General features: G+C 49.2%; 16 protein-coding genes and 1 other RNA gene. 14 read left to right on the top strand and 3 right to left on the bottom strand.

What is annotated here, in order from left to right; genetic code table 11:
• The first annotated feature begins 28 nt into the window (after nucleotides 1-28).
• The 5 genes from recJ to ACFVS2_RS10490 all read left to right on the top strand — a co-directional run bounded on the left by recJ (nucleotide 29) and on the right by ACFVS2_RS10490 (nucleotide 6,522).
• Entirely contained in the window at nucleotides 29-2,377 is a 2,349-nt protein-coding gene (recJ, locus tag ACFVS2_RS10510) for a single-stranded-DNA-specific exonuclease RecJ (RefSeq protein WP_390233575.1), read from the top strand.
• A 12-nt stretch (nucleotides 2,378-2,389) separates the two neighbouring features.
• Entirely contained in the window at nucleotides 2,390-2,902 is a 513-nt protein-coding gene (locus ACFVS2_RS10505) for an adenine phosphoribosyltransferase (protein ID WP_017247577.1), read from the top strand.
• A gap of 383 nt (nucleotides 2,903-3,285) precedes the next feature.
• The gene (locus ACFVS2_RS10500; protein WP_007717574.1) at nucleotides 3,286-5,457 is read left to right on the top strand and encodes a RelA/SpoT family protein; all 2,172 of its coding nucleotides are present in this window, start codon (nucleotides 3,286-3,288) and stop codon (nucleotides 5,455-5,457) included.
• 51 nt (nucleotides 5,458-5,508) lie between these two features.
• Complete coding sequence (gene dtd, locus ACFVS2_RS10495) at nucleotides 5,509-5,946, top strand: D-aminoacyl-tRNA deacylase (RefSeq protein WP_390233572.1); 438 nt, start codon at nucleotides 5,509-5,511, stop codon at nucleotides 5,944-5,946.
• A gap of 24 nt (nucleotides 5,947-5,970) precedes the next feature.
• Nucleotides 5,971-6,522 carry a short-chain dehydrogenase gene (locus ACFVS2_RS10490; protein WP_390233569.1) on the top strand — a complete coding sequence of 184 codons (552 nt, stop codon included), beginning with the start codon at nucleotides 5,971-5,973 and terminating at the stop codon, nucleotides 6,520-6,522.
• Nucleotides 6,523-6,596: 74 nt separating this feature from the next.
• On the opposite strand, the gene ACFVS2_RS10485 is transcribed toward ACFVS2_RS10490, so the two are convergent.
• A complete protein-coding gene (locus tag ACFVS2_RS10485; RefSeq protein ID WP_390234501.1) occupies nucleotides 6,597-7,091 on the bottom strand; it encodes a DinB family protein in 495 nt (164 codons plus the stop codon).
• A 242-nt stretch (nucleotides 7,092-7,333) separates the two neighbouring features.
• Nucleotides 7,334-9,229, bottom strand: coding sequence for an N-acetylmuramoyl-L-alanine amidase family protein (locus ACFVS2_RS10480; protein WP_390233566.1), 1,896 nt, complete (start codon nucleotides 9,227-9,229; stop codon nucleotides 7,334-7,336).
• Between the two features lie 155 nt (nucleotides 9,230-9,384).
• Between ACFVS2_RS10480 and ACFVS2_RS10475 the strand changes: the two genes are divergently transcribed.
• The 7 genes from ACFVS2_RS10475 (at nucleotide 9,385) to ACFVS2_RS10445 (ending at nucleotide 17,201) form a co-directional block, all read left to right on the top strand.
• Nucleotides 9,385-9,555, top strand: a complete 171-nt coding sequence (locus ACFVS2_RS10475; RefSeq protein WP_173618896.1) for a hypothetical protein — start codon at nucleotides 9,385-9,387, stop codon at nucleotides 9,553-9,555.
• A 95-nt stretch (nucleotides 9,556-9,650) separates the two neighbouring features.
• The gene (locus ACFVS2_RS10470) at nucleotides 9,651-11,174 is read left to right on the top strand and encodes a coproporphyrinogen III oxidase (protein ID WP_390233564.1); all 1,524 of its coding nucleotides are present in this window, start codon (nucleotides 9,651-9,653) and stop codon (nucleotides 11,172-11,174) included.
• Between the two features lie 491 nt (nucleotides 11,175-11,665).
• Nucleotides 11,666-12,940 carry a histidine--tRNA ligase gene (hisS, locus tag ACFVS2_RS10465; RefSeq protein WP_173618894.1) on the top strand — a complete coding sequence of 425 codons (1,275 nt, stop codon included), beginning with the start codon at nucleotides 11,666-11,668 and terminating at the stop codon, nucleotides 12,938-12,940.
• Between the two features lie 24 nt (nucleotides 12,941-12,964).
• Complete coding sequence (gene aspS / locus ACFVS2_RS10460; protein WP_173618893.1) at nucleotides 12,965-14,755, top strand: aspartate--tRNA ligase; 1,791 nt, start codon at nucleotides 12,965-12,967, stop codon at nucleotides 14,753-14,755.
• Between the two features lie 50 nt (nucleotides 14,756-14,805).
• Nucleotides 14,806-14,987: non-coding RNA, 6S RNA (ssrS, locus tag ACFVS2_RS10455), on the top strand.
• A gap of 93 nt (nucleotides 14,988-15,080) precedes the next feature.
• Nucleotides 15,081-15,836: a tRNA threonylcarbamoyladenosine dehydratase gene (locus ACFVS2_RS10450; RefSeq protein ID WP_173618892.1), complete on the top strand. Its 756-nt coding sequence runs from the start codon at nucleotides 15,081-15,083 to the stop codon at nucleotides 15,834-15,836.
• Nucleotides 15,837-15,842: 6 nt separating this feature from the next.
• The gene (locus tag ACFVS2_RS10445; protein ID WP_390233561.1) at nucleotides 15,843-17,201 is read left to right on the top strand and encodes a replication-associated recombination protein A; all 1,359 of its coding nucleotides are present in this window, start codon (nucleotides 15,843-15,845) and stop codon (nucleotides 17,199-17,201) included.
• A gap of 16 nt (nucleotides 17,202-17,217) precedes the next feature.
• Here ACFVS2_RS10445 and ACFVS2_RS10440 read toward each other — a convergent pair whose 3' ends face one another.
• On the bottom strand, nucleotides 17,218-17,391 hold the full coding sequence (locus tag ACFVS2_RS10440) for a hypothetical protein (RefSeq protein ID WP_173618890.1): 174 nt from the start codon (nucleotides 17,389-17,391) through the stop codon (nucleotides 17,218-17,220).
• Nucleotides 17,392-17,489: 98 nt separating this feature from the next.
• On the opposite strand from ACFVS2_RS10440, the gene cymR reads away from it, so the two are divergent.
• Together cymR and ACFVS2_RS10430 are read left to right on the top strand one after the other, a co-directional pair.
• Complete coding sequence (gene cymR, locus ACFVS2_RS10435) at nucleotides 17,490-17,909, top strand: cysteine metabolism transcriptional regulator CymR (RefSeq protein ID WP_007717608.1); 420 nt, start codon at nucleotides 17,490-17,492, stop codon at nucleotides 17,907-17,909.
• 27 nt (nucleotides 17,910-17,936) lie between these two features.
• Entirely contained in the window at nucleotides 17,937-19,082 is a 1,146-nt protein-coding gene (locus ACFVS2_RS10430; protein ID WP_390233560.1) for a cysteine desulfurase family protein, read from the top strand.
• Nucleotides 19,083-19,195: the final 113 nt, after the last annotated feature.

The following is a 19,195-nucleotide window of genomic DNA, read 5'->3' as shown; positions in this document are numbered from 1 at the left end:
ATAATGAATGAGGATTGGAGGAAAGCCCATGCTGAAAGCGAAAACACGCTGGAAACTGGCCACCTATGATGAGCAGCTTGCTGCTACTATTGCCGCAGATTGCCAGCTTACTCCGCTCGTATCCAAGCTTCTGGTGATACGTGGCATTGACACATCACAAAAGGCTCGTGATTTTTTGCAAGCCGGTCCAGAATTGTTTCATGACCCTTTCTTGCTGGATGGAATGGAACAAAGCGTGCATCGCATTCAACAAGCCATTCAAAGGCAAGAACCGATTTGCATATACGGCGATTACGACGCCGATGGGGTTAGCTCCACATCGCTAATGGTACATCTACTGCGCCAACTCGGCGCTGTTTTTGACTACTACATTCCCAACCGTTTTACAGAAGGGTATGGGTTACATAAAGACGCATTGGCGCATCTGCATCATAGCGGCTATAAGCTGATTATCACTGTCGATACAGGGATTAGTGCAGTGGAGCAGGTAGCGTACGCGAACCAGTTAGGTCTTGACGTCATTGTAACCGACCATCACGAACCTCCGGCAATCATCCCGGAGGCATTTGCTGTGATTAACCCCAAGAAGCCCGGCTGTTCGTACCCGTTTGATATGTTGGCGGGAGTGGGGGTCGCCTTTAAAGTGGGGCATGCCTTGCTGAAAGAACCGCCACTGCATTTGGCTGATTTGGCTGCATTGGGGACGATAGCGGATCTGGTGCCGTTGGTAGATGAAAATCGCATTCTTGCTCGAGCAGGATTAAAGCGCTTAAATCATACAAGGAACCTTGGTCTGCAAGCCTTAATCCGAGTTTGTGGGTTGGCCGATACCGAGCTGTCTGCGGGACATGTAGGCTTTGCGCTAGGACCGCGTCTGAATGCGAGTGGAAGGCTGGAGACGGCTGAATCCGCTGTGAAATTGCTGACGACTTCGGATATGGACGAAGCAGAGAAATGTGCCCAGGCGCTGGACGACTTAAACCGCGAACGTCAGGAAATTGTCGCAGCGATGACTGAGGAAGCTGTACAGATGGTGAATGAGCTGTATCCGCCTGACCAGAACAATGTTCTCGTTCTGGCTAAAGAAGGCTGGAACGTGGGCGTGGTAGGGATCGTAGCTTCCCGTTTGGTCGAGCTTTTTTACCGTCCAACGATTGTACTTGGCATTGATCCGGAAAAAGGAACGGCAAAAGGTTCGGCAAGAAGCATTGCAGGTTTTGATATGTATGAAGGTCTGACAGCTTGCAAGGAATGGCTACCGCACTATGGCGGTCATACAATGGCAGCGGGAATGACCTTGCCTGTAGAAAATCTCGATCTATTACGCCAAAAACTAAACGAGCTAGCTGGGGAGTGGTTGTCCACTGAAGACTTCACGCCGATGACCAAAGTGGACGTTGCGATGAGCATGGAAGAGATCAGTTTGACCGCGGCGGAGCAACTCGAACAGCTTGCCCCATATGGAATGGGGAATCCAACACCGCTCGTTTTGTTAGAAGAAGTAGAAACACAAGGTATGCGCACTATTGGGCGCGATGACAATCATTTGAAGTGTACGTTGAACAAAGCGGGCACCTCTTTGGATGCAATTGGCTTCAACTGGGCACATGTAACAAAGAGAGTAACGCCAAAGGCACGTTTTCACGTATTGGGTGAAGTGTCTGTAAACGAATGGAACGGAAATCGAAAGCCTCAGCTGACGATTCGTGATTTGTCTGTTGGACACCAGCAAGTGTTTGACTGGCGTGGCAGTCGTGACAAGATAGAGAAATGGCAGCAAGTGATGGCGGAGTCAAATTCGGTGACCATCCTGTTTCGCGAGGAAAGCTACGAGCCACTGGCAGCGAAAGCGTTTAGCGATCAGGTGAATTCCTTGTTCGTGGTTGGTCGAGAGGGGACGAACATCACAGCCTCTTCCAACGTGATTTTGTATGACTTGCCGAAGCAACGTTCCGAATTGGAAGTGGTTCGTGTCTTGCTCAAACAAGCGGAGCGTATATACTGTTTGTTTGGTGATCCGGATTTAGGAATGGAGCGGCTTTCCTGTCCGGGCCGGGATCATTTTAAACAGTTGTACCAGTTTTTCGTCCAGGTGCCAACTGTTAAAAAAATCCACTTGGATGCATTGGCCAAAAAGCTGCAATGGAAAAGAAATCTATTGGACGGCATGATCGCCATCTTTATGGAGCTGGAGTTTTTAGTAGAAGAGGCCGAGCAGTACACGCTCCAGGCCAACTCTGCGAAAAGGCCACTCGAGAGCTCTGTGCTCTACGCGAATTGGAAGGAAGAGGCACAGCTTGCAACGGATTTATTGCTCTCTTCTTCTGATGCAATGATTCAAGCGCTTCATCAATTGGTGGAACCACCCACCGTTTAGGAGGAATTTTTCATGGATTTTAAACAATACATTCGTGTTATCCCAGATTTCCCACAACCAGGTATTCGCTTCAAGGACATCACCACTTTGTTGAAGGATGGCCCTGCTTACAAAGCAGCGATTCAAGACTTGGCTGTCTTCGCTCGTGAAGTACAAGCAGACGTGATTGCGGGTCCAGAAGCACGTGGATTCGTAGTAGGTGCTCCATTGTCGTACGAAATGGGAATTGGCTTTGTACCGATCCGCAAGTCTGGCAAACTGCCATATGAATCCATCAAGGCCGATTACGACCTGGAGTATGGAAAAGATGCACTGGCTGTACACGTAGATGCTATCCAACCAGGTCAGCGTGTTCTGATTGCAGACGATTTGCTGGCGACAGGTGGAACCATTGAGACAACAATCAATTTGATTGAGCAACTCGGAGGTAAAGTAGTAGGAGCAGCCTTCTTCATCGAACTGTCCTACTTGGATGGACGTAGCAAAATAGGTGAAATTCCTATCAAATCGCTGGTTCAATATTAATTGATGCAACAAGGAAAAACGGGTGAAATGCCCGTTTTTTTCTTTTTTCTGGGGCTGTACATACTTTACAGGGGAATTCAGCTTTACAAGACGAACGACATACAAGATAATAGTATGAAATAGACAGACATGATACGTGCAAGTAAGCCTTCGCCTGCGCCAAAATGCTTGGCAAAGCCCAAGTTTTCTAGACGTATAGGAAAGTTCAAGTGCTTCACAGTGCGAAATGCGTCCAGGCTTAAACTTTCCGGAGCGCATCACGAAGTGCCTCAGCGTCTGCTTCCGGCAATACTTCGGTGAAACTTTCCGCTATAATGCGGTCGCTCCTCCGTGAGAAGGCCTCGAACGAGGTTATTTTACTGAGAGGATAAGGGAAGGGAACTATGATTACCGGCATTGATGAGATAGTAAAAAAAGCAAGCACCTATTTATCACAATCGGATATGGACCTGATTACACGTGCCTATCAGCTTGCCGAAAAAGCGCATGAAGGGCAAATACGCAAATCAGGCGTTCCTTACATTATGCACCCAATCGCCGTGGCGGGGATTCTTGCAAACCTGCACATGGATGCCGTTACGATTGCGGCTGGATTTTTGCATGATGTCGTGGAAGATACTGAGATTACGCTTGATCATCTCCGTGAACAGTTTGGACCGGATGTAGCTCTCCTGGTAGATGGAGTGACCAAGCTGGAAAAAATTAAATACAAGTCCAAGGAAGAGCAGCTCGCCGAAAACCACCGCAAGATGCTGGTTGCCATGGCACAGGACATCCGCGTCATCATGATCAAGCTGGCAGACCGTCTGCACAACATGAGGACGCTTCGGCACATGTCCGAGGAGAAGCAACGTGAGATTTCCGATGAAACGCTTGAAATCTTTGCGCCACTTGCTCATCGCTTGGGGATCGCTTCCGTCAAATGGGAACTGGAAGATACGGCGCTTCGGTATTTGAATCCGCAACAGTATTATCGGATTGTGAATTTGATGCAAAAGAAACGGGTGGAGCGCGAAGCCTACCTGAATGAAGCATCGGATACGATCAGAGAAAAGCTGGGCGAGTTAAACATCGAGGCAGAAATTTCGGGACGTCCGAAGCATATCTACAGCATCTTTAAAAAGATGACGAGACAAAATAAGCAGTTCAACGAGATTTATGACCTGCTTGCGTTGCGGATCATCGTGAATGACATCCGCGACTGTTATGCCGTTCTCGGTATCGTGCACACACTGTGGAAGCCCATGCCAGGCAGATTCAAAGATTACATTGCCATGCCAAAGACGAACATGTACCAATCTCTTCATACTACAGTGATTGGGCCAAAAGGTGAGCCATTGGAAGTGCAAATCCGCACGTGGGATATGCACCAGACAGCTGAGATCGGGATCGCGGCTCACTGGGCGTACAAGGAAGGCAAAAGCATCGTGCAAGGATCGTTTGCAGAGAAGCTGGGTAGTCTGCGGGAGATTATCGAAGGTGGATCGGAAGAAGCTCCGAACGCGCAAGAGTTCATGGAGAGTCTCAAGCAGGATCTTTTCTCCGATACGGTTTTCGTCTTCACGCCAAAAGGCGATGTAGTCGAGCTGCCAAAAGGCTCTGTACCGCTGGACTTCTCCTATCGGATTCACTCTGCGGTAGGAAACAGAACGATTGGCGCCAAAGTGAACGGCAAGATTGTCCCGCTCGACTATGCGATGAAAACAGGCGATATCGTCGAAATCCTGACCTCTAAGCATTCGTACGGGCCTAGTCAGGACTGGCTTAAGATGGCCAAATCCGCGCATGCTCGCAATAAAATTAAACAGTGGTTTAAAAAAGAGAAGCGGGAAGAGAATGTCGCCAAAGGTCAGCAGATGGTGGAAGCGGAGATCAAGTCGCGCAGCTTTGATATAAAAGAAGCGATGACAGAAACGAACCTGAAGGAAGCGGCAGCCCGGTTTAATTTCCAAGGGGCAGAAGACATGTTTGCCGCAGTCGGCTATGGCGGCATTACGGCTTCGCAAATTGCGACTCGTCTCCTAGACAAACTCCGTCGGGAGCGCGAAGAACAAAACCCGACTATTCCTGAGGTCAAACCGAATCCAGCAAATCATTCTGCCAAGAGTGAGTCTGGCGTCAAAGTCCGTGGCTTGGATAATTTGCTCGTCCGTATTTCTCGTTGTTGTACACCTGTCCCAGGCGACCAGATTATCGGTTTCATTACTAGAGGTCGTGGGGTATCGGTGCATCGACTGGACTGTCCGAACGTACTAACAGACGAATGTACAGAGCGCCTGATTGATGTCGAATGGGATACCGATTTCAAACATAATTTCCATGTAGAGATCGAGATCACGGGCAATGATCGGAGCGGACTGTTAAACGATGTACTGCAGGTTGTGGCAGAGACAAAGACGAACATTGCGGCTGTCAGTGGCAAGTCCGATAAAAACCGAGTGGCAACGATTCATATGACCATTTCGATTAGCAATGTGGATCATTTGTTGAAAGTAGTAGAGCGCATCAAGCGCATCAAAGATATTTATTCGGTTCGCCGGATACTGAGCACCTAATCCCTCGTGGATTGGGTGTTCTTGTTTAGCTAACAGGAAGGATGAGTCAGTGTGAGGGTTGTCGTACAAAGAACGAGAGAAGCGAGTGTTACCGTGGCAGGAGAGATCGTCGGACAAATTGATCACGGCTTAATGCTGCTGGTAGGGATTACACATGAAGACACAGAAAAAGAAGTAGAATTTGTCGCAGACAAAATTGCGAACTTGCGTATTTTTGAAGACGAGGAAGGCAAAATGAACTTCTCTGTTTTAGATAAGGGTGGTCAAATTTTGTCCGTATCACAATTTACGCTGTATGGCGATTGCAGAAAGGGCAGAAGGCCGAACTTCATGGCTGCCGCACGACCAGAGCAGGCTGAACCGCTGTGCGAGCTGTTTAACGCCAAACTGCGTGAAAAAGGGCTCCAGGTGGAAACAGGACGCTTTGGCGCAATGATGGACGTACGTCTGTTAAATGATGGCCCTGTCACACTGATTGTGGAATCGTAGACACAGCCATGGGGGGATGAAAACATGGCCAAAGAAGCATTGGTGATCGGTGCGAGTGGCATGCTTATAGAGGTCTCCCGCTGGCTGGCTCGCCAAGGTTATCAAGTAACCGTGCTTGGCCGTGATCCAGTCAAATTAAGAAGTGTCAGAGACGGTTCAACTCATCCAGAGTCGTTTCATATGCTGCCACAAGACTATCACCAGACAGAAAGCTTGCGGGAGGCTATGGCCGTGCTCGTAGAGAAGAGAGGGCCGATGGATGTGGTTGTCGCGTGGATTCATTCGACTGCACCGCATGCACTCTCTGTGATCGTGGAAGAACTGTCGCGTCCTGAGAAGCACTGGCAATTGCTGCATGTGTGTGGGAGCGGTGCTTGGAGGAATCCACCAATAGAACCTACATCAGAAGTTTGTATATATCGGCGGGTCGTCCTCGGGTTTACATGTACAGGTGAGCATTCCCGCTGGCTGACGAATGATGAAATTGCGGTTGGGGTGATTGACGCTCTGCAAGCAACTGAACGGCAAATAATCGTCGGTCAGGTCGAGCCGTGGGAAAAACGCCCGACGTATTAATCCAGATAGCGAAGACAAAAACAAAAACGATTGCATCCGGCAATCGTTTTTTGTCGTATCAGTACTAAATTGGGTCAGTGAATGAAATTGGTTGCAGGGAGGATCAGATTTTTGCCGATCAGATTTGCGGAAATCGGCTTTTTCCCGACTTCTCGTGCCCATATCGATAGCTGCCCGACATGGTGGATTTCATGAGCGATCATGTGCCGCATAATTTCACCCCATGTGTACGTAGCGATACTGCCGTCTGGCTTCGTGTCCTGAAAGACTCTTGTTTCCATACTTTCATCCCAATTGCGCAAAAATTGAAGCACATCCGGGCGAAAAGTCGCCTCCAGGTCACGAACCTTTTCCAACCGGTTGTGAAGGTCGAAGCTTTCTTGAAAATCAGGCCTTCCCAGCATGACTTGAATCCAGCTCCATTCTACATCAATAACATGGAACAGTGTGTGCAAAATACCCCCGACACCACCGATGCGCGCACGTAGCAATTCTTCCATTGGGACATCCTTGCACCACTTCAGCCATTCTTCACGAACCATCCAATTGTACTCAAACATCGTTTTAATAGAAATCACTCCATTTTCAAAGGTTAACTTGTGATCACCTGCGTCCATACCGTGCGTTTGTTGATGTTGTGATTGATTTTCATCCGTCATCACTCCTTTCGATGCCTTATGATATTCGCAAATCCTCTTGGAATTCCTGCCTGACTTGCCTTGATGCGATCGGGTGCGCCATAAAAGAAACCCCCATATGAGAGAGCTTAAGCCAGCTTCTTTCGCATGGGGGTTTTTTTATAAGAGAGGGATCAGCCTCCCTGATTGCTTTGTGTATTAAAGTACTGGACAATCCCTTTGAATAGACCTTCCGCTGCAAGATCCTGTTGTTTCTCTGAACGTGCGCGAATCTCATCGTTGTAGTTGGATAAGAAGGAGATCTCGGCCAAAATGGATGGCACCGGGTTTTCGCGTAGAACGAAATAGTTTCCGTAACGATAGTTCATATCCTTGTAGCTAGTCGCTTTCACCAGTTCCGTTTGAACCAGGGAGGCGAGCTTGCTAGAGTTACCTTGGCTGTAGTAGAAAATAATCGAGCCATTCGTTGCTGAGTTTGGATGCGTATTATGATGGACGCTGACAAAAATATTAGCCTGATTTTGAATCGCGATGTCGACGCGCTGTTGCAGGGTCAGCTTGCGATCATCAGCCCGTGTCATGATGACCTTGGCACCTGCTGCTTCCAACTTGTTTCGCAGGAGCATGGATACTTGCAGATTGACCGTTTTCTCTAAAGTAGAGAAGCTAGAGCCAGTCGAACCACCATCTGTACCACCATGACCAGCATCGACGACGATGACTTTGCCGACAAGTTCATTACTGCGTACCACAGCTGGCGCACCATTAGCAGAAACGAGCCAGCCAGCAATGTAGCCTGTGGAGCCGTCAGGGAAGTTAACTTGGAACCACTCGCCTGATTTATTGGCAATCCCGTATTTCTCGCCAGGCTGTACCTGTTTGATAACATTGTGATCGGTACTCGGACCAGAACGAACATTGGTATCTGGATTCATGATCGTCACGTATGGGCCACTCGGTGTAGGCATGCTTGGTTGGTTCACCGTAATGTGCCAGCCTGCCACCCAGCCAGTTATTCCGGCCGCCGTGTTGATGTGGTACCAGTCTCCTTGTTTTTCCAAAACAGTCAGCTTGCTTCCGACTGGAAGTGTAGCTTGAATGGTACTGGTTGTGTTCGGTTCACTGCGCAGATTCAATCCGTCCGTTTTTACTGTGGCGGTTTGACTTGAAGAAGATGGTTGCCCAGTCTGAGGTTGCGTGCTTCCATTTCCATTTTCGGGCAGAGTCGGTTGACCTGTGTCAGGGTTGGTTTGATCGGTGGAGAGCCAAGCGTTGACTCCGTCGTATGGAAATTGAATCCAACCATTTTGTCTGTTCAAGACCGTGATTTTCTCGCCCGCATGTAGTTGACCGATAGCAGGTGTACTGGCATCTGGCGTGGCGTATACGTACGGAGCGAAATCCAAGGTTAGGCTGGCTCCTTGTACGGCAGGAGGCTTCGGTTGTGATCCTGTGCCCACAGGATTGGTTGTTGGGGGTGTGCTACCAGTAGAGGGAGGAGAAACTGCTTGTCCCGCACCTACTTCTTTTACAAGCCAGTTTGCGACCCAGCCTTTTGTTCCTGCGTTGAGTTGAATTTGGAACCATTCGCCACTCTGTTGCACGATGGGGTAGCGCGTACCTGGATTGATTGTTTGTACGACTGCATAGGTCTGACCGGGTCCAGAACGAACATTGAGATTCGTTGTGGTGCTCTCCACGTGCTTGGCAGATGCAGTTGCTGGTTTCTGTTGCTGTTGCTGTTGCTGTGTGCTGACGAGCCAGTTCGCTACCCAACCGTTTTGACCGTTCGGAAGTTTTACCTGAATCCAGTCATTTTTGGTGGAGATGACGGGCAGCACGGTTTTGTTCGGCAGTGTAGTGACGATAGCGTCTTGGAGGCTAGGACCTGAACGGACGTTGAGCTTGTCCACGGTGACCTGAACAGAACCGGCGGCCCAAGCTGCAGAAACGGGGAGGGAAATGGCACAGACGACAGTCAGGAGACTCCTCAGGATCTTTTGACGAACAAACACGATAGACATCCTTTCCGAAATACGTAGCTTTTTGAATTCATTGCTCTCTTGCATGTTTTTACCAAAATAATCACTTCGCTATTTCTCCTGCTTTTTCCTGCAAAATACGACAAAGTTCTGCATGAATTCCCTGATTGCTTTTCATCTGGGAAGGCAATACTAGATTTTACTAGATGCTAGCGCACGCAGCTTTTCAGGAGGAATTCATCGTGAGACAGTCAAAGAAGGAAACATTCGCGCAAGGATTGAATCGGCAGTTTTTGTCTGTTGATTTTCAAGACGATTTGGAGAAAGAAATGTCACTACAAAATGTAGAAATGGCCCAAGATTTTCATCCAGGCCTGCGGGATATCCAACACCCTCGGCAAAAACGAAAGTGACCTTGCACACGATGCCACAACTTGTCTAGTTGACCCGAGTAATTCTCGTCGGCTATGATGAGGAGTGGCATTTTTGAAAAAAGCAGGTGAACTCCATGATACAGATCATATGTGAGGGACACGCATTCGAGCGGGAACTCTCCTTAATTCTCGCGTTATTTTATGAAGACCCAGCGCTCACTTTTGTGCCCGAGTGGACAGGTGAGGCTGATTTGAAAATCAAGCTGGCATTGACCGTGCACGAAAATGGAGTCGTAGCTTCAGGAGAGCTATACGATGGCAAACGAAGCATTTCCCATCAGGTGGAGCGAGACTACGTAGCACGTGATGAAAAAGCGATGAAAAAGACGGCCAAGCAAGCTCTTTGCTATGCGCTGTTATTGATGCTGGAAGAATACACGGGCATGGAGCAAGGCTGGGGTATTTTGACCGGGATACGCCCGACGAAACTGCTGCATCAGTTGAACGCCGCTGGTGTAGACAGACAGGAAGCACACAAGAGATTGCAGCAGGATGTGATTTTGCGTCCATACAAGCTAAAGCTTTTGCAAGAAATCGTAGACAAGCAGCTCTACGTCGTGCCTGATTTGTATCAAATTGATCGCGAATTGTCTGTGTATATCGGCATCCCCTTCTGTCCGACGAAGTGTGCGTACTGTACGTTTCCTGCTTACGCGATTCGCAGTCATACGGCTTCGGTTAATCCGTTTCTCGAAGGTCTCCATTATGAGATGGAGCGGATGGGAGAGTGGCTTCGCGCGAATGACCAGCGGATCACGTCCATTTATTTCGGTGGCGGAACTCCTACGAGTATTACCGCGGATGACATGAACCAGCTGTTTGAGACGATGCATCGCTCATTTCCACACATGGGAGATGTGCGCGAGCTGACGGTTGAGGCGGGAAGACCCGACACGATCACTCGCGAAAAGCTTGATGTGATGAAGCAGTGGGAAGTGGATCGGATCAGCATTAATCCACAGTCGTTCACGCAGGAGACGCTCCAGGCAATCGGACGTCATCACACCGTCGAAGAGACGATTGAGAAATACCATCTGGCTATGGAGATGGGCTTGACTAATATTAATATGGACCTGATCATCGGGCTACCAAACGAAGGCGTAGCCGAGCTGGCGTACAGCCTCCAAGAGGTAGAAAAGCTAATGCCTGCCTCGCTGACGGTTCATACGCTGTCTTTTAAAAGAGCATCAGAAATGACGCAGAACAAAGACCGCTACAAGGTCGCCACTCGGGATGAGATCAGCAAAATGATGGAGATGGCTTCCGAATGGACAGCGGCGAACGGCTATGACCCATACTATTTGTATCGGCAGAAAAATATTTTGGGAAATCTGGAGAATGTCGGATATGCCAAGCCAGGGCAGGAGAGCATCTACAACATCATGATCATGGAAGAAGTACAAACCATCCTTGGTCTCGGATGTGGTGCAGTATCCAAGCTGATGGCCCCAGGAAGCGGAAAGCTGACGCGCTTTCCGAATCCGAAGGACCCGAAAACGTACAATGACACGTACAAGGTTCTGGTTGAAAACAAGCTCCGTGATTTGGATGAAATCTATTCGGGTGCGAGAACGGCTGGACAGGTATCTGGCAAGTAAGTGATGGATATACTTGTTATTAATAAAAAAAGTTTTATTTGAGCGCCTGTTGACGGCTGTTGGCGGGTTTGCTATGATTCACATTAAGCTTTTTTATTGAATAAGAAATGATCTGATGACGGGAACAAGTATCTAGGAACCGGATACCCAGAGAGAAAGCGCCGTGGCTGAGAGTGCTTTCGTATAACGGCTTGGTGAATGACATCCCTGAAGACCGCAGTGAACGGCTGAAAGAAATCTCTTTCCCCAGTAACTGGCAGGCGTGTGCCGGCGTTAACGGCTAATAAGTGGGATAGCCTTTTTATGATGTAGGGCTATTCAAACAGGGTGGCACCACGGGAGTATAACCAGTCTCTCGTCCCTGACATGCGGCGATTTGCTAAATGTCAGGAGACGAGGGACTTTTTTATTTGGTCATAAATAAAGGTTCCTTGATCCTGAAGGTTTGGCTTTAGCCCGAGTTTTTGAAAAGACATGGAGGTTCGAGAGGAATGACAAGAATCCAGATCCCACGCGGTACGCAGGATATCATGCCTGGTACTGTAGAGCTGTGGCACTACGTGGAGGCCAAGGCCCGCGATCTGTGTCGCCGCTCCAATTACGCGGAAATTCGCACGCCGCTGTTTGAGAGCACAGAGTTGTTCCAACGGGGTGTTGGCGAGACGACTGACATCGTAGAAAAAGAAATGTACAGTGTAGCCAATCCGCGCAGTACGGATGCTCTCACGCTGCGTCCAGAAGGGACAGCGGGTGTTGTTCGCTCCTACGTGGAAAACAAGCTGTACGGTGTGCCTAATCAGCCTACCAAGCTGTACTACCTGGGACCGATGTTCCGTCACGAGCGTCCGCAAGCAGGCCGCTATCGCCAATTCGTTCAATTCGGTGCAGAAGCGATCGGTTCAAGCGATCCAGCGATCGATGCAGAAGTCATTGGCCTTGCGATTCGTCTGTATCAGGAGCTCGGATTGACTGGACTTTCTGTGGAATTGAACAGCGTAGGTACGGTAGAAGACCGGGCGCATCACCGTGAGCATTTGCTCGCACATTTGAACGGTGTTCGCTCCGAGCTGTGCGAGGATTGCCAATCTCGTATCGATCGCAATCCGCTGCGCGTGCTCGATTGCAAAAATGAAAAATGCAAAACACTGACGATGGACGCTCCGTCCATTTTGGACTACTTGAGCGAAGAATCCGCGGCTCACTTCGAAGCCGTACAAAACTACTTGACCGCACTGGATATTCCGTTTCATGTGAATCCGCGTCTGGTTCGCGGCTTGGACTACTACACACTGACCGCATTTGAAATCAAAATGGCGGAGATCGGTGCGGTAGAAACGCTTTGTGGCGGCGGGCGCTACAACGGACTGGTTGCAGAGCTGGGCGGCGACGATATGCCGGGCATCGGCTTCGCACTCAGTATCGAGCGTCTGCTGTTGGCTCTGGAAAAGCAAGGTGTTCAACTGCCGATCTCGGGTGGCATCGATTGCTTCGTAGTGGTGCAGACACCAGAAGCGAAAACAACAGCTTTCGTACTCGTCGACCAATTGCGCCAAGCAGGGATTGCGGCTGAGCTGGATTATCTGGATCGGAAAATGAAAGCACAGCTGAAGCAAGCAGATCGTCTACAGGCTCGTTTTACGGCGATCATCGGTGAGTCTGAATTAGCAAATGGCACGGTTGTTCTAAAGGAAATGGCAACAGGCGAGCAACAAGAAGTGAAACGCGAGGAACTCGTTTCGGTACTCGCTGCAAAAGTAAATCCATAAAACAAATTGTTGGGGGAAATGATCATGTCTTGGCAATATCGCACCGTACATGGTGGAGAAGTAACAACAGCACACGTTGGGCAAGAAGTCGTACTGAACGGATGGGTACAAAAGCGTCGCGACCTCGGGGGCGTCATCTTCATTGACTTCCGTGACCGCACTGGCATCGTCCAAATCGTATTCAACCCAGAGTACAACAAAGAAGCTTGGGAAGCGGCTGACAAGGTTCGCAGCGAATACGTACTGGTTGTAAAAGGGAAAGTTGTAAACCGTGCACCAGAAGCAATCAATCCGAAGCTGAAAACCGGCGAAGTAGAAGTGCACATCTCTGAAATCGAAATCTTGAACGATGCAAAAACGCCTCCGTTCCTGATTGAAGACGAGATCGAAGTAGATGAACAAGTTCGTCTGAAATACCGCTACTTGGACTTGCGCCGTCCTGAAATGCAGCGCTCCCTGATTTTGCGCAGCAAAGCAGCGAAAGCGTTCCGTGACTACTTGGATGAGAACAACTTCGTGGAAGTAGAAACACCAATTCTCCAGAAGAGCACTCCTGAGGGCGCACGTGACTACCTCGTGCCTTCCCGTGTACATCCAGGCGAATTCTACGCACTGCCGCAATCGCCACAGCTGTTCAAACAGCTTCTGATGGTATCTGGTTTGGAGCGCTATTACCAAATCGCTCGTTGCTTCCGTGACGAAGACCTGCGTGCTGACCGTCAGCCTGAATTTACCCAAGTGGACATTGAAACCTCTTTCCTGTCTATGGAAGAAATCCTGCCGATGATGGAAAAGATGGTCGCTCACGTATTCAAGCAAACGGTTGGCGTAGACGTACCGACTCCATTCCCTCGTCTCACGTATGCGGATGCAATGGCGCGCTACGGTTCTGACAAACCAGACGTACGCTTCGGCATGGAGCTGACAGACGTATCTGATCTGGTTGCGACAAGTGACTTCAAGGTGTTTGCAGCAGCTGTAGCTGGCGGCGGACAAGTAAAAGCGATCAACGCAAAAGGTTGCGGACACTACTCCCGTAAAGAAGCAGACGACCTGGGTAAATTCGCTTCCCGTTATGGCGCGAAAGGCTTGGCTTGGATCGGCTTCAAAGACGGCGAAGTCAAAGGACCAATTGCGAAGTTCTTTAAAGAAGAAGAACTTAACGAGATGAAAGCACGCTTGGCGGTAGAAGAAGGCGACTTGCTCCTGTTCGTTGCTGACAAACCAAAAGTAGTAGCAGATGCACTGGGTGCTCTTCGCTCCAAGCTGGGTGCTGAACTCGGTCTGATTGACCAAAGCCAGTTTGCATTCCTTTGGGTAGTAGACTTCCCGCTGGTTGAGTGGGATGAGGATGCAAAACGCTACGTTGCCCTGCACCATCCGTTCACACGTCCAAAAGACGAAGACCTGCACCTGTTCGACACCGATCCAGGTCAAATGCGCGCACAAGCGTACGATATGGTTCTCAACGGATACGAGCTCGGCGGAGGTTCCATGCGGATCTTCAAGCGTGACGTGCAAGAAAAAATGTTTACGACACTTGGCTTTACACTAGAAGAGGCGCGTAAACAATTCGGCTTCCTCATGGATGCATTCGAATACGGTACACCTCCACACGGTGGAATCGCTCTTGGCTTGGACCGTTTGATCATGCTTTTGGCTGGCCGCACTAACCTGCGTGAAGTCATCGCATTCCCGAAAACAGCAAGCGCGAGCGACCTGATGGTAAATGCTCCAGATGTAGTAGACGAAAAACAATTGAAAGAGCTGTCCATTGCAACAATTGTCACAGAAGAAGAAAAGGTGGAAGCGTAATCGACTTGCGCAACTGCATTGCTCTTTGATACATTGGTAATACTATGATGAAAGCCCTGCGATGCTCGTGACATCCGATAGTTTTGAGCCACAAAGTTTGTTTAGGGAGTTTTTCGTCCGTGATTGTAAAGGCATGCCTCCTTAGAGTGGACGTCTGTAACAGTTCGGCAAGACACCCACCTGCGATGAGCAGGTTCAAAACTAAGGAGTAACACGACATAATGGGGCTCCTTTTTTCTATTTCAATCCTACTTTTCCGATTGACTATAAGTAAGTGCTAAACTACCCTAATAATCTCGCTTGCGAATGAAAGGTGACACGAAATATGCTTCATCAATTTTCTCGTTGTGAATTGGCCTTCGGTCCCGAAGGTTTGGAAAAAATGAAAAATAGCCGCGTTGCTGTATTAGGAATTGGTGGAGTCGGTTCCTTTACAGTAGAAGCACTCGCGCGTACTGGTGTAGGCAAGCTCATTTTGGTAGATAAGGATGTAGTAGACATTACGAACATCAACCGCCAAATTCATGCGACGCTGAACACAGTCGGTCAAAAAAAGGCTGAGCTCATGAAGGAGCGTATTGCGACGATCAATCCAGAGTGCGAGGTCGTAACACTCAATATGTTCTACAATGAAGAAACAGCGCATGAGCTGTTTGAGCATGAACTGGATTACATCGTGGATGCCATGGATACCATGTCCGCCAAGCTCCATGTAATTAAAGAAGCAAAGCGTCGCAATATCCCTATTATTTCTAGCATGGGTGCGGCCAACAAAATGGACCCGACCCGTTTTGAGGTTGCCGATATTTCCCAAACGAGTTATGATCCGATTGCAAAGGTCATTCGTCGTGAGCTACGGAAAAGCGGTATCTACAAAGGGGTAAAAGTTGTATATTCCCGTGAGATTCCCGTAACCGTACGTGTAGATGTACGCGAACAGATCGTTTCCAACCCGAATTCACCGATTAGCAAAGTGCGGATGCCTCCAGCAAGTAATGCTTTCGTGCCTTCTGTGGCTGGTTTAATTTTGGCCAGTGTAGTGGCAAGAGATATTTTGGAGTGGCAGCCTGTAAAAGGATAGTGGAACATGAATGATTTATTCACGTTTGCCTACGACCAGCAGGGTGGCGGCAAACAGAAGCCATTGGCTGCACGGATGCGGCCACAATCGATTCAGGATGTAATCGGGCAATCGCATATTTTGGCTCCTGGAAAGCTCCTCCGACGAGCGATCGAAGCAGATCAAGTGTCCTCTGTCATTTTTTACGGACCTCCAGGTACAGGGAAAACAACGCTGGCAAAAGTCATTGCCCGAACCACACGCACGCATTTCTCCGAGTTAAATGCCGTTACGGCTGGTGTCGCTGACATCCGTAAAGTGGTGGATGCAGCAAAGGAGCGGCTCGTCATGGACAGTCAGCGGACAACGTTGTTCGTAGACGAGATTCACCGCTTCAACAAATCGCAACAGGACGCCCTTCTTCCTTACGTGGAGGAAGGCACGATCATTTTGATTGGCGCTACGACGGAGAATCCTTTTTTCGAGGTGAATCCGGCGCTTTTGTCGCGTTCACAAGTGTTTTCCCTTCAATCGCTTTCTCATGAGGAATTGAAGCAGGTCATGGATCGGGCACTTACTGATGAAGAAAATGGATTGGCGGAGCTATTTGTCACCGTAGAACCGGAAGCGGCAGAGCATTTGATTCAATACGCGGAAGGGGATGCCAGACGTTTGCTGAACGCATTGGAGCTGGCAGTGACAACAACACAACCAGGAGCGGATGGGCGAATTACCGTGACGCTGGACGTCGCTGTAGAATCCATTCAGCGCAGGGCTGTACGCTACGATAAGAGTGGGGACAACCATTACGACACAATCTCCGCTTTTATTAAATCCATTCGTGGTTCTGATCCGGACGCAGCTCTTTACTGGCTAGCGAGAATGATCGATGCTGGAGAAGATCCGCGGTTCATTTCTCGCCGTTTGGTCATTTCGGCTTCAGAGGACATCGGAAATGCTGACCCGCAAGCGATCACAGTTGCGATTTCCTGCTTTCAGGCGGTAGAATTGGTGGGAATGCCTGAAGGGCGTATCCCTTTAGCACAAGCGACGACGTACCTGGCAACCGCCCCCAAAAGCAATGCCGCTTACAACGGAATTAATTCTGCGTTGGATCGTATCCGAACGGATGGTCATAAGCAAGTACCGATTCATCTGCGAGATTCTGCTTACAAGGGAGCTGCGAAGCTGGGACACGGTCAGGGATATCTGTATCCGCATAACTATCCCTATGGGTATGTACCTCAACAGTATCTGCCTGACGGTGTAAACTACTCGTTCTACCAGCCAAAGGACCACGGCTATGAGCGTCACATTCGCCGCTTCCAGGAAGAAAGACAGAAGATGGATGGAAGTGGATTGCCAAGGAAAAACTCCCCCGAATAATAGGGGGAGCTACCATTTACGTGCGGACACTTCCGCCTGGTTTATTGGGCAAATCACCGTTTTCATTCGGTTGTTTGCTCTGCTCACTCGCACCGTAACGGGCTTTGTGAGCAATCGTGCCTGCGGGTTGGTCGTACAAGGTGTCGGACGGGTGGTTGCGACCTCGTTCCGAGCGTTTGTTCGTCGTCATCTGCATATCACCCCCTAAGATGTTAGTGTGTCCCACGATACTGAGGACATGTAGGGGGGCCGGCGCGTATTACCGATACAAAGAGGAGAGTTGTTAACGTGAAGATTTCGACGAAAGGACGTTACGGGCTGACGATCATGATGGAATTGGCCAACCGTTGCGGAGAAGGGCCGACTTCACTGCGGAGCATCGCCCAAAAACACGATTTGTCCGAGCATTATTTGGAGCAATTGATTGCACCTCTGCGTAACGCGGGTTTGGTAAAAAGCATTCGTGGCGCATATGGCGGTTACGTTCTGGCAAAGCAGCCGGATGAGATTTCTGCTGGCGATGTGATTCGCGTGCTGGAAGGACCGATCAGCCCCGTGGAATTTGCAGAGGAAGAAGATCCGGCTAAGCGTTTTTTATGGCTGCGCATTCGGGATAGTATTTCTGCTGTTCTGGATTCGACATCCCTTCAGGACTTAATCAGCTTTGAAGACGATGGTCCTGGCGATAATTATATGTTTTATATCTAGAATATAAGTTGGTAGAAGGTGACAGCAGTGTCAGATCTAATGTATTTTGACCATGCAGCTACTACGCCTGTCCATCCGCGGGTAGTTGCTGCTATGACTCCCTATTTGACTCAAGTATACGGTAATCCATCTAGTGTCCATGGTGCAGGTCGCGAAGCGAGAAAAGCGCTGGAGCATGCGAGGGACACGATTGCCGACTTTATGGATGCTGATCCGCAAGCGCTCATCTTTACGAGTGGCGGGACAGAAGCGGACAATATGGCAATCATCGGCGCTGCAATGGCACAACGCGAACGTGGTCGTCACGTCATTACTTCGCAAATCGAGCACCATGCAGTCTTGCATGCTTGTGAATTTTTGGAGCAGGCAGGATTTGAAGTGACATACTTGCCCGTTGACCAGACAGGCATGGTCCGCTTGGAAGACCTGAAACAAGCGGTTCGCCCGGATACGGTACTGGTGTCCATTATGTACGGGAACAACGAAGTAGGAACGATCCAGCCAATCGAGGAAATCGGTACCTTCCTGCGTGAAAAAGGGATTGTTTTTCATACGGATGCCGTACAGGCTTTTGGTGTACTTCCTATCCATGCACGGAAGCTGCCTGTTGATATGCTCTCGGTATCCGCTCATAAAATTAATGGTCCAAAAGGAGTCGGCGCTTTGTATTTAGCGCGTAAGGTTCCGTTTTCCCCCATTTTGCATGGCGGTTCACAAGAACGCAAGCGCAGAGCGGGAACGGAAAACCTGGCCGGGATTGTTGGGTTTGCCGAAGCGACAAAGGTCGCTGGCGAGGAAATGGCCGAGCGGGTTGAAAAGTATGGGCAGATGAAAGCAGAGATGATCGCAGTCTGGCAGGAAGCAGGAATTACGTTCTGCCTGAATGGACATAGCAAGCAGGCATTGCCGCATATTTTAAATGTGTCCTTCCCAGGTGTTCATACAGAAACCATGCTGATGAATCTGGATATCGCCAAGATTGCAGCAGCGAGTGGCTCAGCTTGTACATCCGGATCATTAGAGCTGTCACACGTGCTAATAGCGATGCATGTGGACGAGAAGATTGCTCATTCAGCTATTCGTTTCAGCTTTGGGATTACGAATACAGTGGAAGAGGCAAAGCAGGCTGCTACAGCGATTGCTGCGATTGTAAAGCGTTTGGTACGCGAATAAAGAAGGATGAAAGCCGTTTGGATGAAGCCAAGCGGTTTTTTCATTTGAGCAAAAGTGGGTTTCTTATTGGAGTTTGTGGTGAATTGTGGAAGAGGATGGTAGAATGATTCTGT

It is taken from the genome of Brevibacillus sp. NPDC058079 (assembly GCF_042885155.1).
Taxonomy (GTDB): domain Bacteria; phylum Bacillota; class Bacilli; order Brevibacillales; family Brevibacillaceae; genus Brevibacillus.
This window is presented reverse-complemented; position numbering and strand designations above follow the sequence as displayed.

Excerpts from the sequence above, each read along its gene's own strand:
- recJ (WP_390233575.1), top strand. The coding sequence starts at position 29 with ATGCTGAAAGCGAAAACACGCTGGAAACTGGCCACCTATGATGAGCAG.
- ACFVS2_RS10505 (WP_017247577.1), top strand. The coding sequence starts at position 2,390 with ATGGATTTTAAACAATACATTCGTGTTATCCCAGATTTCCCACAACCA.
- ACFVS2_RS10500 (WP_007717574.1), top strand. The coding sequence starts at position 3,286 with ATGATTACCGGCATTGATGAGATAGTAAAAAAAGCAAGCACCTATTTA.
- ACFVS2_RS10490 (WP_390233569.1), top strand. The coding sequence starts at position 5,971 with ATGGCCAAAGAAGCATTGGTGATCGGTGCGAGTGGCATGCTTATAGAG.
- ACFVS2_RS10480 (WP_390233566.1), bottom strand. The coding sequence starts at position 9,229 with ATGCAAGAGAGCAATGAATTCAAAAAGCTACGTATTTCGGAAAGGATG.
- ACFVS2_RS10470 (WP_390233564.1), top strand. The coding sequence starts at position 9,651 with ATGATACAGATCATATGTGAGGGACACGCATTCGAGCGGGAACTCTCC.
- hisS (WP_173618894.1), top strand. The coding sequence starts at position 11,666 with ATGACAAGAATCCAGATCCCACGCGGTACGCAGGATATCATGCCTGGT.
- aspS (WP_173618893.1), top strand. The coding sequence starts at position 12,965 with ATGTCTTGGCAATATCGCACCGTACATGGTGGAGAAGTAACAACAGCA.
- ACFVS2_RS10450 (WP_173618892.1), top strand. The coding sequence starts at position 15,081 with ATGCTTCATCAATTTTCTCGTTGTGAATTGGCCTTCGGTCCCGAAGGT.
- ACFVS2_RS10445 (WP_390233561.1), top strand. The coding sequence starts at position 15,843 with ATGAATGATTTATTCACGTTTGCCTACGACCAGCAGGGTGGCGGCAAA.
- ACFVS2_RS10440 (WP_173618890.1), bottom strand. The coding sequence starts at position 17,391 with ATGACGACGAACAAACGCTCGGAACGAGGTCGCAACCACCCGTCCGAC.